Source organism: Paraglaciecola sp., from assembly GCF_039942875.1.
Classification (GTDB): domain Bacteria; phylum Pseudomonadota; class Gammaproteobacteria; order Enterobacterales; family Alteromonadaceae; genus Paraglaciecola.
Map to the genome: position 1 here is coordinate 1 of NZ_JBDVBQ010000041.1, position 24,605 is coordinate 24,605.

Sequence of the window (24,605 nt, forward strand, 5' to 3'; positions counted from 1 at the left end):
AAATCAAGCAGCCCATAATCCGTTAGAAAGGGTAAAAACAGACAACCTAACCCAATTAATAAGAATATCGCACCAGCTACGTCTATATAAGCCGTTATGCCAGTCTCTTTAGATATTACCCAGTCAGGACCTACCTGAAAAAACGTCATACTTGATGCTACGCCCCCTATGATTGCCAGCAGAGTCCATAACCAGTGAGAGGCGATAAATTTTTCACTTAAAGGCAACTTTTTAGCAAAGCTTTTAGGGGTTAAATTGTAGATAACCGCCACCACAGCCCCTAAGAAAAAGACGCTACAAGTGAATACTTTCATGTCGTTACCAATCATTTGGGTAAACAGGCTTGCCACTAGCCCAAGGCTGATTGTCCACGAGTCATTATACTGAAAGGGCACCAAAAAAAATAACACGCCAAATAAAGAGCACCCCAATAGTTTGAGCCAAATTAAGGGAGAGGATGCGGCTTCTTTCTGTGAGGAGCTCTGTTGTATTGTCATGTTCTGTTTCCTAACGTTTAACTGTTTTAGTTGACTAATATTTAAGGTGTGACTTACTTAACCTCTAAAATGCGTAGCCACATTCAAGGGCCGCTTCATCAAGTTCAATTAAAAAGGGGGCATCATAGGCTTCTGCTTGATTTAACAATGCGGATAATTCTGTGAGGCTTTTTGCATGCGCCCCATTACACCCCATAGCTTTGGCAAGTGCCACATAATCTGGCGGAATAATGTCTACGCCATTTTTTTCGACTTTGGCATCATCCATAAAGCGGCGAATTTCACCATGACCTTGGTTATTCCACACGATATAAATTACGGGAACATTCGCGTCCACCGCACTGATAATTTCATTTAGGCTAAATTGTCCACCACCGTCACCTGTTAAACCAATTACGGGTAGCTTGGGTGCGCCTATTTTTGCTCCAATAGCTGCAGGAAACGCATAGCCTAAGGTGCCGTAACCACTGGTTGAATGGAAGTATCGGGCTGTGTTGTTGGTTTCATAATAAGCTTGGGCGTAGTAAGCAGGTTGGGTAGAGTCACCTACGATAACGCAGTCACCTAAGGTGTCTGTGATAGTTTTGAAAAAATCTCGGTAAATAGTTTTTTTCATATCTTGGGTGTCTTTGCGTAAGGTATCGCAACGTGAATGTACTATATCTATATTTTGGGTTTTAACGGCAGATAGACCGCTATTGATAGCGCTTAATGCTTGTTGTGCATCTGATAAAATAGGTAAGTCTGGTCTATGGTTTCGCATCAGTTGTGCGCTATCAATATCAATACGAATGAGCTTACCTTGGATCTGTAAATCACCTAGAAAGAAAAAATCATAATCAGTTTCTGCCAGCTCAGTACCCACTGCAAGGACGACGTCAGCTTGTCTTTCGATTTCTTCACGAATGGCTGGATGAGAGGGAGTAGAGCCAATGGCTAATGGATGATCTGGCGGCATAACCCCTTTACCATTGCAGGTATTTACCACTGGCATGTTGAGTTTTTCTGCAAGCTCTTGGGCAGCAAAATCTACTTTTTTAGCTCCGCCACCCAATATCATTACTGGCCGCTTCGCTTGGCTAAGTAAAGCTACTGCTTGCTTGATGCTATCAGGTTGCGGCGCAGGTGCTTGGGGCACAGGCCAAGGTTGCATATCTAGGTGGCTCGCATCTTGTGCTAATACATCAATGGGGATTTCAATGTGCACAGGGCCGGGTCGTTGGCTACTGAAAACCGCAAACGCTTGAGCTAATACTTTAGGTAGGTTGTCTACACTCAATAAAGTATGACTATAACGAGAAACTCCAGAAGTCAGGGCCAACTGGTTTGATAGTTCATGTAAACGCCCTTCGCCCATGGCTAACTGCTGCGTGCGGTTTACGGATGAAATCACTAACATAGGAATAGAGTCTTGTAGTGCTTGTCCCATGGCGGTGACTATATTCGTCATACCTGGCCCTGTGATAATAAAGCACACTCCGGGTTTGTCTGTGACTCTGGCATACCCATCAGCCATAAAACCTGCACCTTGCTCATGGCGTGGCGTAACATGCTTAATGGGCGAGCCTTTTAAACCTCGATACAACTCAATGGTGTGTACGCCAGGTATACCAAAAATTGTATCGACGCCATAGGCTTGTAATAATCGAGTGAGTGCTTCACCACAGGTTTGTTGTTGCATGCTAATTCTCTATATGTCTGTTCTTATTATTGAATATGCGTTCTCTAATCTTGTTGTGACGGTTATACCCAGAGCCAACAACTAAAATACTACGCTTTTTCTAATGATTGTTGCCACAGTTTTTGTACGGTTTCTCCCATGATGAGCGCTTCTTCCCAGCGATCGCTCAACTCTTCACCGTCTGCTCCTGTTATGGCATAAACCGGTGGGCCTAATTCGCATAAAAATACACATGCGTCATCGCTTTGTTTACCGTGTCTGGCAAGCCAATTATCAAAGCCTTCTGACCACCAAGTTTGAAATAATTCAAACCAAGGTTTGTTTTGGGGGAACATAAAAGGTACTTGTACTTGTTCTCTTGTGGCGACACGGCCATGAAAAGCCTCTGCTTTTGTTAAAAATTCAGAGATACGTTGTTTCGCTAAGTCATGAAGAGGTAGGTAATATTCTTGATTCACTAAGGTATGAGACAAATCAGCCACCATTAGTAACTCAGGTACTTGCTCCATAAGTTGCAAAGTAAACAATAAATCGTTGGTCATACAGTTGCGATGAATTTCAACGTGGGAAGGAATGCCTGCTTGCTCACCAATAGCCAACCACTGTTGTGTGATACCTGCTACATGTTCAACACTCCAAGGTTCAATCTGACCTACTATAGCGATAAATCTGGGTTTGATAGGCTGTTTAGCTGCAAACTCGACAATATCTTTATAATGGTCGACACTTTTTACAAAGGCGTTGTATACCAAATCTAAGCCGTGTGCTTGTAATAAGGGCATGGCGGTTTCTATCAATTCTAACGGGTGATAGCCAATATCAAAACTGACTCCTTTGAAGCCTGCGTTTGATATTTTTTCTATTTTTTCTTCAAGACTTAACTCAAAACCATCGGGGCGTTTATATTCCATCGCCCACATTGATTGGAAAACGTCTAGCTTTGCCATTATTGTTCCTTACTGTCGTTGGGCTTGATGCCATGCTTTGCAAAGGCATCAAGTAACGGATTTAATTGGGTTTGAAATTGACGCCAAAGACCTACAGAGCGACTATAAATCGGCTCTCTTACTTGGCTGGCACTCGCTGTTTGGCTGGCGCTACTATTTTGATGAAAGTTAAGGCATTCTGGCGCCCAATCTAATTCACAAAACGCCAGTAACTTACGGGTTTCTAATTCTTGAGACTGAACCAGTTGTTCGTAGTCTATGGTGTGTATTTGTGCTGGAAATTGTAATTTCCATCGTTGCATCATTGTTTGATACCCAGCGATAAAATCAGCCGTGTCTTCTAGCGCATAGGAGTATTCGTAACCTCTATCGAATAACATTTTGAAGTTGCTCAAGGCGGCATCAAAGGGGTTACGGTTGACATGAATTATTTTTGCATTGGGTATGGCTTGTAAAATCAGGCCACAATATAAAAAGTTATAGGGCAGCTTATCTACAAAAAACGCTGCGCCTTCAACATAGTTGTTCGCAAGTTGTAGATAGCGATTTGCCATATTGTTTAAGGTGTCAGGGGTGACACTTTGCACTAACTCTTGATCTACACCTTCAAGCCCAGCGGCAATAGGCTTACCTCCTGCCTCTAGCAAGGCCATAGGAAACGCATTGAGTTCACCGCCACTGACTACATTGGGGTGACTGGCAATAATACGTTCAACTAATGTTGTGCCTGTTCTGGGCAGCCCCACAATAAAAATTGGAGTTTGTGACGGAGTTTGAGCCGTGCCACTCATTTGCTTTTGAAGTGCTTCAGAAAACCCCACTATGGTTTGCATCAAAGCTAAATCTTGCTTGATATCATAGGGGCGTTGCTGGCGCTTTATTGCACTACCAAGACTTAAATGCTGAAACGCTTTAGGATAATCCGCTAAGTCTTCGTAAACTTTGCCATGGGCATAATGCAGCATAATATGGCCATGATGACTCGCTGGTAATAACTGACTACAGCGGCTTAGCAGCGGAATAATATCTTCAGCTGTTTTGAAGCGGCGTAACTGAGACAAGTTATAGCAGGCTTGATAATTCTCAGGCTCTAACTTGATGACTTCTCTGTACAAGGTTTCGGATTCGGCTAACTTACCGTTAAAACGAAGCAAAGCAGCCAATTGATTACGGCTGCGCTTGCTATCTGGCTCGACGTTTAAAGCTTGGGTGTGTGCGTTAATGGCTAAATCGAGTTGATTGGCCATGTAACGTAATTCTCCAAGCTTATCCCACTCTTGAGCGCTATTGTTGCTGTTTAGTAAAGATGAGGCTTTATCAAGGACTTTAGTCGCCGCTGAAAAAGTTTGAAATTGTAAATAACATCCAGCTAAGTGAAAAAGGTGCCACACATTTTTGGGATCACAATCAATAGCTTTTAAGGCACTATTGATTGTCATTTTGGTTTGCCCTAAGCGCAGACTAATTTCTGATAAGTCTTGCCAAAGCAGCCCATTAGTTGCCTCTTTTTTTAGTGCTTCAGTACAAAGCCTGGCCGCGTGGTTAATATTGTTAGCGGCCAGGCTTGCCTGAATCAGCTGGTGGTAATGATCGTCAGACTGATCCAAAATTTCCATTCTCATCAATAGTTAAGTACTGGTTTTATTGTGTCAGAACTTATAGCTCACAGATACACCCACAGTGCGCGGGCGCACACGGTATAATTGGTCACCTAACTGTGCAATATCGTATTGCTCACCTGCTTTTACCTCACCTGCTGCTGCATCAATGATGTATTTACCATCACCATCAGATGCTGTTGCATCGTCTGCGTTTAGTAAGTTTTCAGCGAACAAAGCAACAGACCATTGGTCTATGTCGTATCGGACACTGGCATTCCATAAGGTTGAAGATGGAATTTCATCGTACCCTGTTTCATAAAAGATAGAGGGTTGTGCATAACCAGTTGTAAATTCATCTTTAAAAGATACACCGATTTTTGCCGTTAATTCACCATCTCCTAGTTCTTGGGTAAATATCAATGAGCTGACTAAGGTAGACTCAGGTATGCCAGGTAAAGACTCGCCATCAGCTGCAGCAAAACTTCCGTCTGGAGCTAAAAAGTCCTCTGTTAGTTCAGCATTGGTATAGGTATAACCAAAATTAAGCTTTAAGCTTTCAGTAAGATTAGCGTTAAGCTCAACTTCAATACCTTTAGACTCAGCACTTTGGGCATTGATCATCGCAGGGAAACCACCAGCCGGTGATTGCACTAATAGAATTGGGTCTTCCCAGTCGATGAAGTAAGCAGTGGCACTATAGTAAAGATCGCCATCTAGCATGCTGCCTTTTACGCCCACTTCATAGTTGGTTGATTTGTCTGGTTCAAAAAACAAATACTCTTCACTTTCACCAAAAATACCCGTGGTCGGCAAACCATTAGCGCCACCATGGCGGAAACCTTGTGAAATGTTGAGGTAAACTTTGGTATCTAGGTCAATGTCGTACGCTATGTTTAAGCGGTATAGCAGATCGCTGAAGTCTTTTTCGTCTTCGCCTGCTGCATAACCTCTAGGATCAATGCCTGAGTTTTCAGTATCGCCACAGGTGAAAAAGCCTAAAGTGGTGTTCCAAAACTCTTCACAAGCGGGCAGTAACACTTCTTGTTTGGCATAAAAATTCTGCTCAAAATAGCGTAAACCTGCTGTGATGCTTAGCTCTTCGGTGGGGTAGTAAGTGACTTCACCAAATATCGCGTAGTCTTCAAATTCAGTTTTTTGAATGTTGCCATAACCCACATCGGTTCCCACTGGGTTAGTGATGTTAAAGGCCGCATCTAGACCATAAACATAGTCGTAAGCATCCGCTTCAAAGTCTACTGAATTATAATAAACACCCAACAACCAATCTAGATCGTCATCATTTGAGCCTGCCAAGCGGAACTCTTGGGTAATCGTGTCTGTTTTGTAGGTCTTTTCGCCCACAATAACTTCTGACGCGGGTGAGGTTCCACCTGTGTAACCATAGTAAGAAATATAATAAGGTCCCCACCAAGTTGAGTGACCGTAGTTGTAGCTTTGGTCATAGCTGCTTTCGGCTTCGTTACTAGTAATAGAGGTAGAAGAAGTAAAGTCAGCAAACCCCAATTCATGTTCGACTACAAGTGAAGTGATGCTGGTTTCACGTTCAAATTGTTCAATGATTTTTGCTGCTGACTGATAACCATCTAGACCTTCTGAACTTGCTGAAGAACCTTGCACATCATCTTTTTGCATGTTGTAAGTGAGGAGTACCTCAGTTTTATCTGTAGGTACCCAACGAGCAGATAAACGAGCCATGGAGACGTCTTCATCGTTGATATCTTTTGCTGTGAAATACTCACCAGTAGGTTGGTTGTTGCTATCTAACCCTGCGATATAGTCGCTGTCGATGTAACCACCATTTGCCAACTGAGTGACGACACCACGGATGGCAAAATTGTCACTTAATGGCACGTTTAATGTGAACTCAACATCATGGTTTATATCACCGGCGCCATCGGTAGATGATAACTTAGCTTGGGCTTTTCCTGATACCTCATCGAACTCTGGTTTATTGGGAATATAACGTATGGTGCCGCCTAAAGAACCCGACCCATATAAAGTTGATTGTGGACCTTTGAGTACTTCTACACGATTCATGTCACGCAGTTCAAGGTTGGCAAACAGAGGGGTTTCACCTAAATAAATTGAAACAACTGGGTCGGTTGTCATGGCGAAATCTTCTTGAGCGCCACCTGTTAGGTTAAGACCACGCATGATGATGCCAGAAGATATACCATTTTTACCCCGTCCTACATCAGTTAGTGTTAAACCTGGGATAGAGCGGGCAATACTAGAAAAATCAGTAATGCCAGCATTTTCTAAGGCTTCACCACCGTAGGCTGAAATACTATAAGGTACTTCTTGAATGGTGGTTTCACGACGAGTCGCGGTAACAGATATTGTCTCAATATCTTTGGCTTTTGGGCTGGTGTCTTCTGGTGCTGTTTGCGCCATACTTAATGCTGGCGAGCCCATAAAAGCACAACAAATTGCCACGCTTAATTTGTTTGGTTTAAACATCTAAATACTCCCTCGAACTAAGTAGTAATAATTAATTTATTATTTTTATTTAACTGTGATGGATATTATTAAGTGCATCTAAAACTGGCAAACAACAAAAACAACTGATGGTATTACAAAATGGAATGGCTACAATGGATACCAATTCAATAATGATATAGATAAGCTTAGGGTGTTAAACTTGAATAAAGTAAAGGTGGTGTAAGTGAGAGGAAAACTCCCTACAATTATTTCATTGCAGTGTTTTGATGCCGTAGCTCATCATTTGAATATGACCTATGCTGGTAATGCTTTGCACCTCACCCAAAGTGCGGTGAGTCGTCAAGTTAAGAATTTAGAAAAGCTGATTGGCCGTGAATTGTTTTACAGGCAAGATAATCAACTCACTTTGACGCCAGTGGGTGAACAGTATGCTGAAGAAGTCCACAAAATGTTAAACAGCTTAAATGCTGTGACGCAAAAAATATCCTCTAATACTGACTATACCAAAACCGTTAAGTTAAAAGTGGTGACTGAACCGACCTTCGCCATTGCTTGGCTAATGCCCAAGCTAAACGAGTTTTATACTAATTACCCAGATATTGAAATTGATTTAGGCACCGACTTTGAGTCGGTTGCCCGTAATACTCGTCGTTGTGATTTTGCGATACTGTGGGGGGATGGTGATTGGCCACATTATTATGCTGAACCACTGCGACACGATACCTATTTTGCAGTGTGTACTCCAAAATATTTAAGAGGTAGAAAGCCCGTTAAAACCATGCGAGAAGTGGCCAATTTTGATTTTATTCATCAAAGTAATGCCATGTCCACAACCGATGAATGGTTCTTAAAAGCAGGTATGACTGAGAAAGAAATTTCTATGATAGGTGGCCAATACTTCGACTACTTTATCTATTTGTTGCAAGCAGTGAAAAATAATATTGGAGTGTCGATACTGCCAGAGTATTTAGTCCGAGATGCCATAATTGAAGGGGAGTTAATTGTAGCCTGCGAAGAGAGCTTCAGGCCGACGCAACGCTTTCATATACTTTATGATAGTGAGCGCCAAGATGATTATGCTATTCGTCAGTTTAGAAAATGGCTACTCACTCACAAAGATGACATGTGATGGGAATGCATAATGCAAAGTAGCCACAATGACTTTCTAAGTACCGAAACACAAACTGAGTTGATTAATGCTCTGGGCACTAACCACTTTTTTAATGTCTTGGTTGATGCGCTTTCGGCAGTTATCTGTTTTGGCAGTAGCTCAGCGATTTGTTACAACAAACATAAAGCCCCCGAGTTATTGTTTTCGAATTTAACAGAGCTCGAAGATAAGATTTTTTATGCGCGCTTTTTAGATGGTGCATATGTGGCCAGCCCAGCATATCAAGGGTTTATGAATGATTTAGATGATGGTCTTTATGCATGGAGCGAGTTGATGCCAGAAGGGTTCAAACAATCTCAAATGTATGCGGCTTATTACCAAGAGAGTGGCATTGAAGATCTCGCTTACTTCTTTGTCAATTGTGGTGATTTAGGCTTTATTCAATTTAGCATTGGCAGGCATTCTCCTAGCTCTGTTTTTACTGAAGCCGAACTCCTATCTTTACAAACTGTAAGTTCGGTACTGATTGCTCTTGTAACAAAGCATTGGCAGTTCGCAGAGCAGCAACAAGGGCAAAATGTGGTGCCACTTTCTTCAATGGTGTCAGAAAGAGTGAACTATTTACTTAACCATTTTGAACCTGAACTATTGACAGCCAGAGAGCGCCAAATAGCGAAATTGGTGATTACAGGTCATTCTTCACAGTCCGCTGCAGACAATTTACATATTTCGCCGGGTACTGAAAGAGTTCATAGGGCCAAACTCTATGCCAAATTGAAACTACGTTCTAATTCAGAGTTGTTTTCGTATTTTTTGAATCAGTTAAGGTGTGTTGATTAGGCAAAAAAAAGGGAAGTACTCACAGGTACTTCCCTTGTATATTTTAGGTTTTGTTATGGACTACTTTGCCGTTTTTAAACTTTCAGAATAGTCTTTGGCAGCCTGTAAAACTCTAAGGGCATTATTAGCCCAAATGTCTTCTAAGTCTGATTTAGTGTAGCCTTCATCGAGTAGACGTTGGGTGATCCTAGGTAGGTTAACTACATCCATCATATCTTTGACACCACCGCCGCCATCCCAGTCGGCACCTATACCCACATGTTTTGGACCTACCACTTTTAAAGCGTGTAAAAAGTGTTTCATATACACTTCAAATGTGGCTTTTACTGCTGGGTGCTCATGTTCTATCTCGCGACGTTTTTCAATTAGTGCATCCATGTCTACACCTTGCGCTCTGAGTGCAAACAAGCCTTTGTAGGCTTCTGCACGCTCAGGATTTTTAGGTAAATCAGCAAGGTAGTCACTGTAAGCGTTCATTTGAATCACGCCCCCCGATGCAGCTAACTTTTTAAGTAAAGCGTCATCAACGTTACGGGGGTGGTCATAAATGGCTTTAGTACCGGTATGAGACAAAATGATCGGTGTTTTCGATAAACGTATCATGTCTTCGGTTGTTTTATCATGAGCATGAGAGCCGTCTAAAACAATACCTAGGCGGTTAGCTTCTGCGACTAGCTCTTCACCTAAAGGTGATAAGCCGCCCCATTTTATGCCTGATGGATCAGTAGAGCTGTCACCAAACTGGTTGTTTTTAAAATGTACCGGACCCACCATTCTTAACCCAAGTTTGTAGAATGTTTCTAGTAAACTTACATCTGTACCAAGTGGGTAAGAGTTTTCCATACTCATGTAAACTATGAGTTTACCGGCTTTTTTTATGGCTGCAGCGTCTTCTGGCTCAGTCGCAAACTCAAATACATCTGGGTTAGCTGTCACCATAGTGTGAATTGCAAGTGCTCTAAGGATAGCGGTATCACGACTGTCTTCGTAGCCTTCCTGAGTCAGCGGGCCTTGTGGTGAGTAAATCACCCAAAATCCACCATCTAAGGCACCCTCTAACATTCTTGGTACATCAACTTGTGAAAAATCATGACCGTAAGTATGACGCTCTAGAATATCAAAACCCGGTTGTACTAAATGGGCAGGCGTATCTAGATGGGTATCTAAGGTCACGATAGAGCGTTGTATAGCTGTTGCATCCTCTAAAGAAGTAGGGCTAGCGCAAGCGGTTTGCGAAAGCAGCAAACCTATAGCGACAGATACCATTTTTTTATTCAGTTTAAGCATATTTCTCTTCATTTTATTAGAAGGCTACCGTTAATGAAGCTTGGAAGTTACGTGGGTTCAGTGGACGATAAAATGCAGAGCCTATGAAAGCGAAGGACAATACTTCTTCATCAAAAAGGTTATCAACATTAAAGCGTAAGCTAACGTTTTCTGGCATACCGAAAGGATTTATACCTCCTAAGTCTAAATAAGCACTCACTAAGGTGAAGCTTTCCATTGTATAGGTTTCAGCATAGTCCGTATAACGACTGCCAGTATATTTGGCTGAGACATTCGCAACAATCCACTCTGTGGGTTCATATGTAATACCGGCTGTCACTAGCCATTCTGGGCTATCTGCTAATCTACTACCTGCTGGGTTACTACCAAAACCGTCAACTAAGGTAGCATTTTTATAAGAAATGTTAGCGTTGAAGTAAAGTTCTTTATCAAATGCTTCTGGTTGATATACACCACTTAACTCAAATCCGTATGCTTCTGAAGCGCCGCCATTGATATAAAAACCTTCAGGTTGACCCGTTGCAGGATTGATGACGTTACTAGCAAATAGTCGGTTGTCGAATCGAGTGTAGAATAATGCAAGTGCAGCGTTAAAGCTTTCTTGATTGGTTCGATAGCCTAATTCAAAGTTATCGGCTTCTTCACCTTCAGGAGTGTCCGCTTCAAAGCTGATCGCGTTATCATAAATATCGTCTGTGCCACTTGGTAGGGCAAAGTTCTTTGAGTATGACGCAAATAATTGGTCGTTATCATTTAATGCATATACTGCACCGATTGAAGGTAAAAAGTGATTGCTGAACTCGCCTCCAACAGATTGAGGACCATAGCCCGCTTCGCCATCTATTTCATAATCGTTATAATCACGATAGCCATCTAGTGAATAATCAACACTTAAAGATTTAAGACCCACTTCTAGTTTTAAATCATCATCCATTAGGCTGATGGTGTCTTTAATGTATAGTTGGGTGGTGTCTCGTACTGAAGTGTAGTCACGTCTGTAGTAAGCTACTTCGTCCCATATTACGTCACCATCAGCGCTACCTGCTGTTTTATTGAGGCGCTGTTGAGTACGGTTGTAGGTATCTTCTTCAAGCCATGCCCCAAATTCGATATGGTTGTTTTCAAGCTCTAAGCTAAAATCAGCCACAAAGCCTTTACGCTCGCCACCAACAGAAGACAAACCGTATTGTACGCCTCTAGGGTGCACTACATCTAATCCAGCAGCGGCTTGGTCTGTGTAAATACCCAATGTATTGCTATAAGAATCTGGAGATACACCATAGCCATCTTTATCTTCTAGGTAGGCCGTGCCGGTGAACATTAAGTTGTCGGTTAAATACGTGTTTAGCTGCAATGAATACAACTTGTCATCCCGCACGTTGATACGGTCTTCGTAATAACTTGTACAGTTGCTTCCGGTAAACACGGGCGTAAAGTCAGAGTCGTCTATGGTGCCGTCTTGGTTAAAGTCGTATACGCCAGGATCAGCAGAGATACAGCCTTCAGGAATGGAATCTGAATAGCTGTAGTAGTAATCTGCCTCGAAGGTTGCGGCCGTACCTGATGGAGAATCATAATCAAAGAAGTCATTGGCTACGTAACTAAATTCTAACGTTGTGCCTTGATCAAAGGTATAGATGGCTTTTCCTTCGATATGCTCTCTGTCTATGGTGCCTGGGCCACGCCATAGGTCACTATCAGTTTTTGAACGGCTTATAAAAGCTTTGAAACCGTTTATATCACCGGTTTCAAGTTTGACAAATGAGCGCTGCAAATTGTCGTCGCCTATGGTCATAGATACTAGGCCGCCCATTTTATCTGATGGATCTACCGAATAATAAGATGCAATTGGCCCTAATGATGAATAGCTAGGTGCTGAAACATCACCAGCACCAGGAGAGGCAACCACAGATGCGAGATTTTCGTTGTCAACATACCTAAAGATTGGGCTACCACCAAATGCGTCAGACCGGCCCATTGGCACTCCGTTTAATACAAACCCTATTTGACTTAAATTAAAGGCTCGTACATTCACTGAGTTGCCAAATTCGTACAAACCTAAAGCCCCGTCTGTTTGAACATTAAAGCCCGGTAAACTTTCTAACATTTTTAACCCTGAAATTCCCGCTGGGGCCGATAACAAAGCGTCACGGGTCACGGCTAAGGTATTGGTGACTTCACCTGTACCTATGGCTATTTCTGTTTCAGAAATTCGACGCCCAACTACTTGAATTTTTTCTTCAGCTTCAGCTGATTGTGTTGTGTCAGACTCTTGAGATAACGCAGGACTAGCAGCGAATAAAGTGGCGAGAGATGCACTTATTAAAGAGGGACGAAAGTACTTATGGATAGTTTTCAAAGGTGACTCCTGGCTGTAATAGTTACTTACTTTGTTGGGGGGTATTGGTAATAAAAAATTATATGAATCAATTAACGTACCAAATTAAAAGCCACTAGCTTTGGACTTCCTTAATCGCTTCAGAGGGCCTTATAGGTTTTGAGGTTGCTAATTTGTAACATTTTGTAAGGTGTGTTTTTTGACGGGTTTTATGCTGAGTAAAATAACTTTAATAATTATACATGCACCAATTAAGAATAATTATGCACTAAATGTGATTTTATTGTGAATAATAAATCTATAACAAAGGTTAAGTTTTTAATTTAAGCGCCTAAATACAACTCAATTTAAGTCATATGATGGGTAATAAATTTTAGACTCCACCTTATGTTTATCGAGTATGGCTTGTAACTCCCCCGAGTTTTTAATGAGCTGTATGGTTTTGTTGATGGCTGGCATTAGATGTTGATGTTCCTCTCTTAATCTAATTAACAGGTTTCCTGAAGAATGTACTGCAGAAAATGCAATGTTAACTTTATTCAAGTTAGCCCAATACTTTGCGGTTTCTCTTTCCAGAATAATGACATTAAAACGCTCATGTTTCAGGCCTTGTAATAATTGACTTTCATTTAAAAAGTCCACTCTTGTAAATGTATTGTCATCAAAATAAAAATAGCCCGCAATGGTGCCAACGTGTTTACCAAATATTGACTCTCGGGAGGGAAACAAGTATTGGTTCGGTGCTAGTGTGATTAGGTTTTCAGTGATCTCAAATAATGGCTCGCTATTTACATATTCTTCAGATTGTTGCTCTTTTGACAGCCACTCTAAGCAAATTAAATCAAAATCAACCCAGCCATCTTTTAGGGCTTTTTGAGCTCTTTTTGCAGGCAAAGGCACAGGTATGAACTCAATATCAGAATGTGCAGTCATAAGTTGAGCCAGTTCACTAAGTACTCCTGGTTGTCCTGCTTCTGCGCCTGTTCGAAACGGCACCCAGCCTCCGGGTTCACCTATGTCAAAGTAAAGCTTTGTTTTTTGTGCTTGGGCAAAGTCGCTTAAAAACGTCATGAGAAATAAAAAACAAAAATTCTGAAGAGGAAAGCTTATCAGGGAGTGTTTATTTAGCATTGGCACCTTAGGTTTTTGTTAAATTCAAGGAGGCATCTTTTGAGATATCGTAGTGGTATATATGGTTTTTGTTAACCACACGATTCAAAATATCCCCAAATCGCTTTTTGTTAACATGGCTAAGTTGACGACTTTGTATTTCTTTAAGTAACTCTAGAGTATTCATTTTCTCATAATCTAGTAGTTCAGCATCCACCATACCTTGAAGTAAGTTTAGACTAAATGCGATTTCTCTGGGGAATAAAATATAGGCTTGATAAAACTGTTTTGTGGCTTCTAAAAACTCTTTAGCCGCGTACTTTTGTAGACCATTTTTATTATACTCAAGCGCCTGAGGTTTTCTCTCTCCAATGCTATCGGCCCCTTTAGCAATCAGCATAGAAGATACTGTTTTCTCGTTTTCGTCTTCAATTTGTTTTAGTTTTTCTTCGCCCAACTCTAAGAGTTCTTTGGCTTTGGCTGTGTTACCAATATTTTGCCACACGTGTATGGCATCGGTAATGGTGGGGATTTCAGCATTTCGTAGATCTCCCATACCTTTTCGCGCTAATACTTCGTGGGTTTTTTTTTCGTTTCCTTCTAAAAAAGCGACTATGGCATGCATGTAATCTTTACGAATAGTGAGTTCTGGATCTAATGACTTTCGACCCGCAGCGCCGATTAAGTATTTCGCCACTTTTAGACTTGCTTGACGCTCGTTGGCAAGTCTTTGTTCTGCTTCAAAAATATAACAGCGAGCTAATTCAAGTGATATTTCGTCGAAATGCTCTCGATTAGAACGGTTCGATTCTCGCTTTTTTTCTAAAAATTTAATGGCATCATCACAACGATTTTGCGCTTGAAATATATGGGCTTTTAATTGTGAAGCAGGAATAGATAATTCCCCTTCGTTAATTTTCCCCATGTATTGTTCAGCTTTGCTGTATTGATTTTTTTCCACGTTGATTCGCGCTAACCATTCGCAGGCTTTGCCATTTGTAAGTTGAGAGTCGGTCAGGCTTGTTAACAGTTCTTCACTTTGTTCGACTTTACCGTCGAGAAATAATGATTGGATTAGCCCCCACCTTGCCCAAAGGACTTTATCTGAACGCTCTAATATTCCTGAATAGAGTTCGCGAGCTTCACCAAAACGGTTAAGTTTAGTTAATATGTGTGCTTTCAATTTAATCAAAGCAGAACGAAATTTTGGTTTTTTATTGGCAACGATTAACGCATCAATAGATTTTAGAGCCTTAGAATAATTATCGTCGTACATGTTTTCATAAATCGGCAATAAAAATGTATGTAAATATAAGCAATTTCGGACATTTTTTTGCAGGTTATGAATTGTATAGGGCTTGGTTACTACGGCTTCAGGATGAATATTGACTATTTGCCCTATTATGAGCGGTAAGCGATCGTAGGTAACGAACATTACACATGTTCTTTCATCGATCAGTTTAACTTTTTGTAAATCTTGGACTACTTCAACACCGTTTTTATAAAGGCCAAGGTGAAAGTCCATAAGTAATAAATCAATTTTATTCCGCTTAATATTTGCCTTTAATTCACGGCCATTACTAAAGCAACTTATGTGCGAAAATCCCATATCTAATAGATGGTTACGAATATTGGCCCGCGCCATTCCGTTATCTTCTACAACGGCTACTTTAACTTTGTTAAATGACATAGCAACTTTATAAAATTGAGAATGAAGGCCTAGCATAGCAGGGCAAGACAAGAAAATAATGAGTCTTTTTATAGGGTAAGTATGAAAATATAGAACTATGAGATGCTAGGTTTCATAAGTTTGTAATATTGTGTGTAGTGAGTTGTGTTTTTAATCAAATATTAACCTAAAAGTAATAGTTTGATAACATTGAAAAACTATCAAATAGAAGTAAGAAAATATGTTTACGGAATCCACCACCGTTCTTTTTGAAGAACTAGATACAGATAATGGTGTGAAGATTGGGCATGCCAAACTCACTAAAGTTAGTGCTTTGAATGCCTTAGATTTAGGAATGATTGAGTCGTTATATGCGCAACTAAGCATATGGCAACAAGACCAATGTATAGCCTTGATTTTATTAGATGCTGAAGGAGACAAAGCATTTTGTGCTGGTGGTGATGTGGTGTCTATGTATCACTTAATGAAGCAGGCACAGAGTCATGTCGTCCAAACTGATTGCGATGAATATATTCTGCAACGATTCTTCACCTTAGAATACAGACTTAACCACCTTATCCACACTTATAGTAAACCTATTATAGTCTGGGGGAATGGCATAGTGATGGGCGGCGGACTAGGTTTGATGTGTGGTGCAAGCCATCGTATTGTGACTGCCAGTTCACGTATTGCTATGCCTGAAATTAGCATTGGTTTATATCCAGATGTTGGAGCGAGTTATTTTTTGAATAAAATGCCACTTGGCTGTGGTTTGTTTTTGGGGTTAACAGGTGCTGCTATTAATGCAGCAGATGCCTTGTACGTCAACTTGGCTGACTATTTTGTATCCCAGGATTTAAAAACAGAGTTTGTTAGCTGTTTGCTTTCGGCAACTTGGGAAACGACTTCTGTCGACACTACATTAAATACATTATGTGATATTTTCCAAACAAAAAACTCTGATGATTTACCTTTAGGCCATTTAGAAAGTCGACAAAACTGGCTTAATGGTTTGTCTCAGCTCCGTTCAGTCAAAGAAGCCGTTAATTATATTCAATCTATCGATCCACAACAAGACTCATGGTTTGAGCGATCTCAGAAAACGCTGAGTAGAGGCTCGGCAATTTCGGCTCATATTCTCTATGAACAATTACGACGGGGTAAAACCATGACCTTGTCCGAATGCTTGCAAATGGAGCTAGGTTTGTCTTGTAAATCTGGAAAATTTGGCGAGTTTCAAGAAGGGGTTAGGGCGCTGCTAGTAGACAAAGATGGCAAGCCAAATTGGAAATATAAAACCGTTGAAGAGGTACCTGACTCTGTGGTCGAGTATTTCTTTGAGGCCATATGGCCTGCTGATTTACATCCATTGGCTCACCTTACTTAGCCTTAGTTCAATCATAATCATATTAGAAAGAGAGTTAAAATGAATTTACAGAATCAAGTGATAGCCATAACAGGTGCAGCCCAAGGGTTAGGGAAATCCATGGCACAAGAGTTTGCAAAACAGGGGGCACACATCGCCCTTTTGGATATGCAAAAAGAAGGCGTTGAAGCCCTAGCTAATGATATAAAAAAGCTCGGCGTAAACGCCCTAGGGTATGCGGTAAATGTTACCGACGAAGCGCAGGTAGAAGCTACCTTTGCAAAAATAGCTACTGACTTTGGTCAGTTAAATGGCTTGATCAATAGTGCCGGAATTATGCGTGACGGTATGTTGTTAAAGGTAAAAGAAGGAAAAGTGCTAGATAAAATGCCGTTGCAACAATTTCAATCTGTGATGGATGTAAATGTTACAGGAACATTTTTGTGTAGCAGAGAAGCGGCGGCACAAATGGTTGAGACGAAAAGCCAAGGAGTGATCATTAATATTTCGTCGGTCTCTAGAGCAGGTAATATGGGGCAAACAAATTACTCAGCTTCTAAAGCTGCGGTATCTACCATGACAGTTTCATGGGCAAAAGAATTAGGGCGCTTTGGCATACGTACTGGCTGTATTGCTCCAGGATTAGTAGAAACTGCAATGGCAGCGCAAATGCGACCAGAAATGCGCGAGATGTTTATTAAAAGTATCCCAGCCCAGCGTTTGGCTGAGGTTGAGGAGTTAGCCCATGCCGCTAAGTTTATTTTTGAGAATGACTACTTTACCGGCAGAACGCTAGAATTAGATGGCGGCACTAGGGTGTAGCTTGTAACGTTTAATTAATTGGTACAGGCAGACAGCAGTTAATTCAAATTAAGGGAGTAATAATGAAAACTTTAAACACATTTTTGTTTTTCACTGGGCTATGTATGCCTGTCACTACTATGGCTGCTGACTTGGACGTAGCCATAAAGAACGTTTTTGCGAGTAGAGTGAGTGAGACTACTCCTGGTTGTAATCTAGGCGTGATCAAAAATCAGCAGTTAATTCATAAAGCCGGTTATGGCCTCGCTAACCTTGAAATGAATGTGCCCTTAGACGGTAGTCAAGTGCATAGGATGGCATCGGTATCTAAGCAATTCACGGCTGTGGCTGTTTTGCTGTTAGCCGAAGAAGGCAAGATAGATCTTGACGCCGAGATACACACTTATCTCAAAGATTTAAGAGATTATGGTGAGCTAGTCACCATTCGCGCTATGCTCGGCCACGTTAGTGGTATGGGTGATTATGACCTTATTGCAGGCTCTTATGAGGGTGAAAAGTCAAAAGGTAGTATTGATCTTAAATCAGTAGCGGGTGGCGATTTCCGTTTAGGCAATGAAGATTACCTAACAATTAGCGAGTTTTATGATGTAGTTAAAACTGTACCTTTGGCACTTAAGCCTAATCAGAAGTTTCAATACAGTAATTTAGCGTACTTTTTATTGTCTATGCTGGTAGAAGAAGTGTCAGGGAAAAGCCTACGGGATTACGCTTCTGAAAAAATATTTAAACCTCTTGGTATGAGTCATACCTTTTTTAGTGATAACCCAGTTGAGATAATCAAAAATCGCGCCATGGGATACGCACAGAATGATGATGGAAGTTATATCAACGAGATGACCAACTTGTTCTGGGTGGGGGACGGAGGCTTACATACTACTCTTGAAGATATGCTGAAGTGGGACGAGAACTTCTATACGCCAAAAGTGGGAAGCAACCCCAGTAAATTGGTAGCGCTGATGAACACTTCAAATAGTCAATTGATGGCAGATAAATGGAGTTATGCTAACGGCCAATTTGTTGGAGAAACTATGGGGCGAATGTCATATTCTCATTCTGGAGGTTGGTTGGGGACTTCTACTTATTATGTACGATTTCCTGAAGAGAAGATGTCTTTTGCTATGATGTGCAACGACTCGGGTTTAGATGCACAAGAGTTAATAAACGAAGTGATAGCGCTGTATTTTGATAATCAATAATGCTGTTTTACTCCAAACTTACAACAAGGTTAAAAGCCTTTAGCTTCTAGCCTTGTTGTTGAGTTAACATGCACATCGCTAATCAATAATATCTCCAGCAGGTATATCTACCTTAGGAAAAGGCTTAGCTTGTAATGTTTTAACAGGCTTACGCTTTATTTGTTTTTGTAAATACTTGATGGCCGCTTCTAGTTGGGCATCTTCGCCATTATAGGTGGCGTAAGGTAAGTTACTGACTTCTATATCTGGAGAGATGCCTCGACCTTCTGTGATCCAGCGCCCATCCATAGCAAATACTGGAAATTCTGCCACCCTTGCTATGCCTTTATCAGCCTGTCTGTTGCGACCTGTTAACCAAACGCCTGCTCCTGCGGTTTGTTTGCCAATAACCGTTCCTAACTCTAAAGCTTTAACACCAGCGGTAAAGGTTTCGCCATCTGAGTAGGTATATTCGTCAGCTAATACGACCAGATGGCCTCTAAAGGTTTGCTGCATATTGGTGTTAGCTTCTTGTCCTGGAGGTTGCCAAAAAGACCATGCGCGTCTTAATAGTTTTTCGATAAGCCAGCTGTCTACGTTACCGCCTCGGTTGCGTCTTACATCTATGATCAGGCCTTGTTTTTTGTACTGAGCATAAAATTCTCTAGCGAAGGTAGAAACATCGTTGGCACCCATGGCATACAAATGTAGGTAACCTAATTCATCATCTGCTTCAGTTACTGTTTGTTGATTTTGGGTGACCCAATCGTAATAACGGTGAAATACTGCGGCTCGGCTGCTTGCCGCTTTCACTACAGTTTTTATGTGCTCGTCACCCCGTTTTAGAGCTAGTAATACCTGTTTCCCTGCTTGATTTTGAAGTGCTTTAACCAAGTCTATTTGGGTATGTATTATTTTACCGTTTATGGCGGTAATGATGTCGCCCTCTTTAGCATTAACATTTGGCCTAGCTAAAGGCGCTAGGCGCTTTATCAACTCAGGGTCATTTTGGTAGATATGGGCAATGCTTAGGCCTAGGTCTGTTTGTTCGTACTGAGCACCTAAAGTGGCATGTTTGGGGGCATTTTTGTCATAAGGCATATCGCCACCCCGGACCTGAGAGTGCAAGGTGTTTAACTCACCCATCATCTGTTCAAATAGGTCGTTTAATTCGTTTCTATGGGTGAGTCGAGTTAATAATGGTTGGTACTTTTGCTTTACGGCAGACCAGTCTAGGCCACGCATATTTTTGTCAAACAGCGAATCTCGGTGCATTAACCAGGCATCGTGAAAAATTTGCTGCCACTCTAAGGACGGGTTAATGGCAAGTTTCCAATCATAGGTTTGCACTTTGCTATCGGTGGATTTAGCTGGGAACTTACCCGCTGCTTTCACTAAGTACATTGAATTTCTACTATCAGCCTTGTGTACGAACAAGGTCTTGCCATCGTCTGACAGACTAAAATCTCGTATTCCAGAGGTAAATGTCGTTAATTTAGGCTTGGGTTTGATTTCGATAGATTGTAAAGACGTTTTGGTATTCGGCTCGTTGATTTTGTCATCAAGGTATAGATACTTTTGATTGGCTATCAACTTGGAGTAATTACCCGACGCCACAGGTACTTGCCATAACCTTGTTTGAATATCTGTCCAATCTACCAGTGCCGCGGTTTTTGACTCGCTTGCTTCTTCATCTTTATCGGACTCATCTTTGGGTTTGTGTTCCGTATTAAGTTCATTGATATCGCTAAACGGGAATTTTGCATCTTGCTTAAGAGATATGGCAAATATTTGAGTGCGGCGATCAAAATTAGCCCCCATGTTTCTGTCGCCCCAAGGTGATCTTGGGAAACTATTAAATTCACGGTCAGATAGAAAATACAGCCATTGCATATCTGCGGAAAAAGCAGGGGAATAAGAATTGTATTTATCTGAGGTGAGTAATTTCTGAGTGTTTGATGCTAGGTCTTCGGAGAGCTCAATTAACATGATTTGACTACGTTCGGCCTTAAGATCGTTAAAGGTTAGCGCTATGAGTTGGCTGTCTTTAGACCAAGTTAATGAGGCAATAGGATTACTGCCAGTGTTGCCAGTGAGGATTTTTGTATTCACTTTAGTATCTAAATCGAGTAACCATAACTCACCATTTTTATCATCATGAGCTAAAGTTTTTCCGTCGGGAGATAAATACAAATTCCAGCGGAATACGCTACCATCCGTGGTTAATTGGGTTGCTCCTTCTGAGCCATCTGCCGGGTACTGCCAGATTTCAAGTTCGCCACTGCTATCATTCAAAGCATATACAGATTTATTATCTGCACTGAGAATAGCGTTTCGGGTGCGTGAGTCTTTTGGCGTAGCTATCTCAATTAACCGTGAATTATCAGTGTTAGCAATTGCGACCCTGCCCCTTGCGGTAAGGACTACCTTTTTGCTATCGCTAGCTTGAGCCGCATTGGTTAGATAGTCTAAGGGCTTATTGATCCAGCGCTCTCTTAAATGGGGAAAGTCTGAGGTGAGTGAGATGTCTAAGGTTTGGCTATTTTCAGTTGGGGTATCAAATACTTTAATATCGGCACCGAGCTGATAAACAATTTTATTTTGGTAAACGTTGGCATCTCTTACTTCCCAATCTTTGTAGTGGGTATGCTGAGTTTGATCTTTGCCGTTTAACTTCATTGACCAAAGGTTGTCTACGCCGCTTTGATTACTAATAAAATATAGGCGCTCCCCTGATAGCATAGGGTTGCGGATAGACCCTTTATGCTTTTTGCTTAGGTGAGTGGCTTCTTTTTGTGAGCCTAGTTTGAATTTCCATAACTCGCCTTTAGCTCCACCTTTGTATGCTCTAGCGTTATCTGTGGACATTTGCAGACCAAACCTCACAAAGTAAAGGTTATTATCGCTGGCCACAGTGCCCTCTATGGCATCAGATAAAGGAATGGATGTGGTTTCTAGGGTATTTGGGTCAAGCTGTTTTAAGGTCCAGTTTCCTATGGGGCCGATGCGGCCATTGTAGCTATAGATAACTTTGCCTTCGTCACTCCAACCATGGTTTTTTACGCTGACATTTTCATAGGTTAATCTTTTGGCTATGCCCCCCTGGATAGGCATGATGTAAAGCTCTGGTGAGTCGGTGTAATTGGCCACAAAAGTAACCCATTGACCATCATTTGAAATATGGGCTTCACGCTCTTCATTGGGATGGGTTGTAAGGCGCTGTGCAAATTGTTCACCTAAGGTTATTTTCCATAGGTCGCCTTCTGCTGTAAATACTAGGGTATTGTCATGTAAATCAGGATAACGAAAGTAACCAGGTGAGGCCCAAACTTGTGGCATAAAAGCAATTAACAGGAGACACAATATTAAACGTTGGATTGACATTAAAATTCCCTTTGAGGCAGGTTGCTATTCTTCTCTGTTAACTATCTCAATTTGTAGCAAAAAGTAAAAGCTAGTTCGCTGAAAAAGCCATTAAACAAGACCAAGGGTGACAAAGAGGCATAAACCCAAGGTTACATAATCTAAGTTAATGATACACTTAGGATATAACTAGATTTGTAAACATTAGGTGTTATGAACAACTTGCTGTCACCCTGGGTATGCCCTTCTTGCCAAAGCCCATTATTTTTAAAAAAGAGTATTTGGAGCTGTGAGAATAATCATAGTTTTGACCTTGCTAAAGAAGGCTACGTTAATCTGTTGCTGGCTCAAAATAAAAATAGTAAAGCCCCTGGTGATAATAAACAAATGGTGAATGGTCGCAGGGCGTTTTTAGAGTCTGGCTTATATCAACCTTTAGCCCAAACCATTACGGGTATGTTCAAATTGCATTTGTGCCCGTCAGAATCCGAGGACAATATTAAAATATTTGATGCGGGTTGTGGTGAAGGCTATTACCTAAATTGGTTGGCAGAAAATTTGACAATGCAGGTAGAAGAGGGCGCGCTACCAATACTATACAGTGGTATTGATATCTCTAAATTTGCGATACAAAAAGCCGCGAAACAATACAAAAAACAGCAGTTTGCGGTAGCAAGTACGTTTAATTTGCCAGTGTCTAGCGCAAGCCAAGATGGGGTGTTACAAATATTTGCACCAAGCAGCGAACAAGAAATTCATCGAGTGTTAAAAGATAAAGGTATATGGGTAGTGATAAACCCTGCTGGTGAGCACTTACAGCAATTTAAATATGCCTTATATGACTCGCCTACTCAGCATCAGGCTAAAACCCTTGAGCCAGTGGGGTTTGTTCTCAAGCAACAGTTTAATTTAAACTTTGAGCTAGAGCTGGCAGACAAAAATCAAGTTGAAAACTTACTGATGATGACCCCGTATTATTGGTCTGCTACTGAGGAAAAACGTCAACAACTTATAACCTATGTTAGAGAGGTGACAGCCGACTTTGATATTCGCGTTTACGTTAAACAATTAGTTTAGTTGAGCTCTTAGAAGCTTGATAAAGTAACAAACCATAAAAATAAAAAAGAAGGGCTGGTATGAATTCCTGGGTTAAAGATTCCATTCAAAAAATCAATGCTGATGCACATCGTTCAGCAGACACCCACTTGTTTAAGCTAGATATTCCTAGATTAACGAATGTGGATATCTACCTAAAGGACGAAAGTACTCATCCAACAGGTAGCCTTAAACATCGCCTTGCAAGGTCGTTATTTTTATATGCTTTGTGTAACGGAAAAATCACCAAAGCCACTACAATAATTGAGGCATCGTCTGGTAGTACCGCAGTATCGGAAGCCTATTTCGCGAGAATGATTGGGCTACCATTTATCGCTGTGATGCCCAAGCGTACCGCACAAAGTAAAATTAAGCTTATAGAAATGTATGGTGGAAAGTGTCATTTTGTTGATTCCGCTCCTCAAATGCATGATGAATCCATCAGGCTAGCCAAAGAGATGGGCGGCTATTTTATGGACCAATTTAAATATGCAGAACGGGCTACAGATTGGCGTGGCAACAATAATATCGCCCAGAGTATATTTCAGCAAATGGAGCATGAGCGTTATCCTATTCCAAACGCGGTAGTCATGAGTGCCGGAACTGGTGGCACTTCAGCTACGTTAGGCCGTTATATTTTGTACCAAGGGTTCAATACTAAGTTGGTGGTAGTTGACCCAGAAAACTCAGTGTTTTATGACAGCTTTATCAATAAAGACAGCAGTTTAACTTCAGATACTTCTAGCAAAATAGAAGGTATAGGACGACCTAAGGTAGAGTTGTCTTTTCAGCCTGACGTTATTAATCAAATGATAAAAGTCCCTGATGTTGCCAGTGTCGCCACTATTCACTGGTTAGAACAGTTAATTGGTCGCAAAGCAGGTCCCTCGACTGGTGCAAACTTATGGGGAGTATTACAACTTGCAAAACAAATGATGGATAACAATGAGGCGGGATCTATCGTCAGTGTTATGTGTGACAGTGGAGAGCGTTACTTAGATAGCTACTATGACAATCACTGGGTTGCTGAAAATATAGGTGATTTGGACGCTATTACAGAAGAGCTATGCTGGTGGTTATCCAGTGATTAATATGTATTAAACGTTGTTTAGATATACTCACTGCAACCTCTTAGTTCTTACTTAAATACTAAAATTGTATGAACAATTTATGGCTAAGGTAATTAGGCCTAAAGCTTGCTTATATTTGTCTGAAAACCAGACATGATTTGTTTTTGTAT

16 protein-coding genes and 1 pseudogene are annotated in these 24,605 nt (G+C 41.2%); 7 read left to right on the forward strand and 10 right to left on the reverse strand.

Annotated elements, in window-relative coordinates:
- The 5 genes and pseudogenes from ABJE44_RS13465 to ABJE44_RS13485 form a co-directional block, all read right to left on the reverse strand.
- A pseudogene (locus tag ABJE44_RS13465) lies at positions 1-497 on the reverse strand (YjiH family protein); the annotation flags it as partial.
- Between the two features lie 64 nt (positions 498-561).
- Positions 562-2,178, reverse strand: a complete 1,617-nt coding sequence (locus ABJE44_RS13470; protein ID WP_348110220.1) for a 5-guanidino-2-oxopentanoate decarboxylase — start codon at positions 2,176-2,178, stop codon at positions 562-564.
- A gap of 89 nt (positions 2,179-2,267) precedes the next feature.
- A complete protein-coding gene (locus ABJE44_RS13475; RefSeq protein ID WP_348110221.1) occupies positions 2,268-3,125 on the reverse strand; it encodes a hypothetical protein in 858 nt (285 codons plus the stop codon).
- Positions 3,125-4,732 (reverse strand): sulfotransferase, encoded by a 1,608-nt coding sequence (locus tag ABJE44_RS13480; protein WP_348110222.1) that lies wholly within the window; start codon positions 4,730-4,732, stop codon positions 3,125-3,127. Before ABJE44_RS13480 ends, ABJE44_RS13475 begins: the two co-directional genes overlap by 1 nt.
- Positions 4,733-4,774: 42 nt before the next feature.
- Entirely contained in the window at positions 4,775-7,207 is a 2,433-nt protein-coding gene (locus tag ABJE44_RS13485; RefSeq protein ID WP_348110223.1) for a TonB-dependent receptor, read from the reverse strand.
- A 205-nt stretch (positions 7,208-7,412) separates the two neighbouring features.
- Between ABJE44_RS13485 and ABJE44_RS13490 the strand changes: the two genes are divergently transcribed.
- Both ABJE44_RS13490 and ABJE44_RS13495 read left to right on the forward strand, forming a co-directional pair.
- Complete coding sequence (locus ABJE44_RS13490; protein ID WP_348110224.1) at positions 7,413-8,318, forward strand: LysR substrate-binding domain-containing protein; 906 nt, start codon at positions 7,413-7,415, stop codon at positions 8,316-8,318.
- 12 nt (positions 8,319-8,330) lie between these two features.
- Positions 8,331-9,140 carry a helix-turn-helix transcriptional regulator gene (locus ABJE44_RS13495; RefSeq protein ID WP_348110225.1) on the forward strand — a complete coding sequence of 270 codons (810 nt, stop codon included), beginning with the start codon at positions 8,331-8,333 and terminating at the stop codon, positions 9,138-9,140.
- A 60-nt stretch (positions 9,141-9,200) separates the two neighbouring features.
- Here ABJE44_RS13495 and ABJE44_RS13500 read toward each other — a convergent pair whose 3' ends face one another.
- The 4 genes from ABJE44_RS13500 to ABJE44_RS13515 form a co-directional block, all read right to left on the reverse strand.
- Positions 9,201-10,427, reverse strand: coding sequence for a dipeptidase (locus ABJE44_RS13500; protein ID WP_348110226.1), 1,227 nt, complete (start codon positions 10,425-10,427; stop codon positions 9,201-9,203).
- 16 nt (positions 10,428-10,443) lie between these two features.
- On the reverse strand, positions 10,444-12,786 hold the full coding sequence (locus tag ABJE44_RS13505; RefSeq protein WP_348110227.1) for a TonB-dependent receptor: 2,343 nt from the start codon (positions 12,784-12,786) through the stop codon (positions 10,444-10,446).
- Positions 12,787-13,107: 321 nt separating this feature from the next.
- Complete coding sequence (locus ABJE44_RS13510; RefSeq protein ID WP_348110228.1) at positions 13,108-13,836, reverse strand: transporter substrate-binding domain-containing protein; 729 nt, start codon at positions 13,834-13,836, stop codon at positions 13,108-13,110.
- Between the two features lie 67 nt (positions 13,837-13,903).
- On the reverse strand, positions 13,904-15,565 hold the full coding sequence (locus ABJE44_RS13515; RefSeq protein ID WP_348110229.1) for a response regulator: 1,662 nt from the start codon (positions 15,563-15,565) through the stop codon (positions 13,904-13,906).
- 220 nt (positions 15,566-15,785) lie between these two features.
- Between ABJE44_RS13515 and ABJE44_RS13520 the strand changes: the two genes are divergently transcribed.
- The 3 genes from ABJE44_RS13520 to ABJE44_RS13530 all read left to right on the forward strand — a co-directional run bounded on the left by ABJE44_RS13520 (position 15,786) and on the right by ABJE44_RS13530 (position 18,928).
- Complete coding sequence (locus tag ABJE44_RS13520) at positions 15,786-16,931, forward strand: enoyl-CoA hydratase/isomerase family protein (protein WP_348110230.1); 1,146 nt, start codon at positions 15,786-15,788, stop codon at positions 16,929-16,931.
- A gap of 39 nt (positions 16,932-16,970) precedes the next feature.
- Positions 16,971-17,732 carry an SDR family oxidoreductase gene (locus tag ABJE44_RS13525; protein ID WP_348110231.1) on the forward strand — a complete coding sequence of 254 codons (762 nt, stop codon included), beginning with the start codon at positions 16,971-16,973 and terminating at the stop codon, positions 17,730-17,732.
- Between the two features lie 62 nt (positions 17,733-17,794).
- Complete coding sequence (locus ABJE44_RS13530) at positions 17,795-18,928, forward strand: serine hydrolase domain-containing protein (protein WP_348110232.1); 1,134 nt, start codon at positions 17,795-17,797, stop codon at positions 18,926-18,928.
- 78 nt (positions 18,929-19,006) lie between these two features.
- On the opposite strand, the gene ABJE44_RS13535 is transcribed toward ABJE44_RS13530, so the two are convergent.
- On the reverse strand, positions 19,007-22,291 hold the full coding sequence (locus ABJE44_RS13535; RefSeq protein WP_348110233.1) for a S41 family peptidase: 3,285 nt from the start codon (positions 22,289-22,291) through the stop codon (positions 19,007-19,009).
- A 201-nt stretch (positions 22,292-22,492) separates the two neighbouring features.
- Here ABJE44_RS13535 and ABJE44_RS13540 point away from each other — a divergent pair, with 201 nt between their 5' ends.
- On the forward strand, positions 22,493-23,347 hold the full coding sequence (locus ABJE44_RS13540; RefSeq protein ID WP_348110234.1) for a putative RNA methyltransferase: 855 nt from the start codon (positions 22,493-22,495) through the stop codon (positions 23,345-23,347).
- 59 nt (positions 23,348-23,406) lie between these two features.
- Positions 23,407-24,456: a PLP-dependent cysteine synthase family protein gene (locus tag ABJE44_RS13545; RefSeq protein ID WP_348110235.1), complete on the forward strand. Its 1,050-nt coding sequence runs from the start codon at positions 23,407-23,409 to the stop codon at positions 24,454-24,456.
- Positions 24,457-24,605: the final 149 nt, after the last annotated feature.

Bases quoted from the DNA above. Each gene is read 5' to 3' on its own strand.
- ABJE44_RS13470 (WP_348110220.1), bottom strand. From the start codon at position 2,178: ATGCAACAACAAACCTGTGGTGAAGCACTCACTCGATTATTACAAGCC.
- ABJE44_RS13475 (WP_348110221.1), bottom strand. From the start codon at position 3,125: ATGGCAAAGCTAGACGTTTTCCAATCAATGTGGGCGATGGAATATAAA.
- ABJE44_RS13485 (WP_348110223.1), bottom strand. From the start codon at position 7,207: ATGTTTAAACCAAACAAATTAAGCGTGGCAATTTGTTGTGCTTTTATG.
- ABJE44_RS13495 (WP_348110225.1), top strand. From the start codon at position 8,331: ATGCAAAGTAGCCACAATGACTTTCTAAGTACCGAAACACAAACTGAG.
- ABJE44_RS13500 (WP_348110226.1), bottom strand. From the start codon at position 10,427: ATGCTTAAACTGAATAAAAAAATGGTATCTGTCGCTATAGGTTTGCTG.
- ABJE44_RS13510 (WP_348110228.1), bottom strand. From the start codon at position 13,836: ATGACGTTTTTAAGCGACTTTGCCCAAGCACAAAAAACAAAGCTTTAC.
- ABJE44_RS13515 (WP_348110229.1), bottom strand. From the start codon at position 15,565: ATGTCATTTAACAAAGTTAAAGTAGCCGTTGTAGAAGATAACGGAATG.
- ABJE44_RS13520 (WP_348110230.1), top strand. From the start codon at position 15,786: ATGTTTACGGAATCCACCACCGTTCTTTTTGAAGAACTAGATACAGAT.
- ABJE44_RS13525 (WP_348110231.1), top strand. From the start codon at position 16,971: ATGAATTTACAGAATCAAGTGATAGCCATAACAGGTGCAGCCCAAGGG.
- ABJE44_RS13530 (WP_348110232.1), top strand. From the start codon at position 17,795: ATGAAAACTTTAAACACATTTTTGTTTTTCACTGGGCTATGTATGCCT.
- ABJE44_RS13535 (WP_348110233.1), bottom strand. From the start codon at position 22,291: ATGTCAATCCAACGTTTAATATTGTGTCTCCTGTTAATTGCTTTTATG.
- ABJE44_RS13545 (WP_348110235.1), top strand. From the start codon at position 23,407: ATGAATTCCTGGGTTAAAGATTCCATTCAAAAAATCAATGCTGATGCA.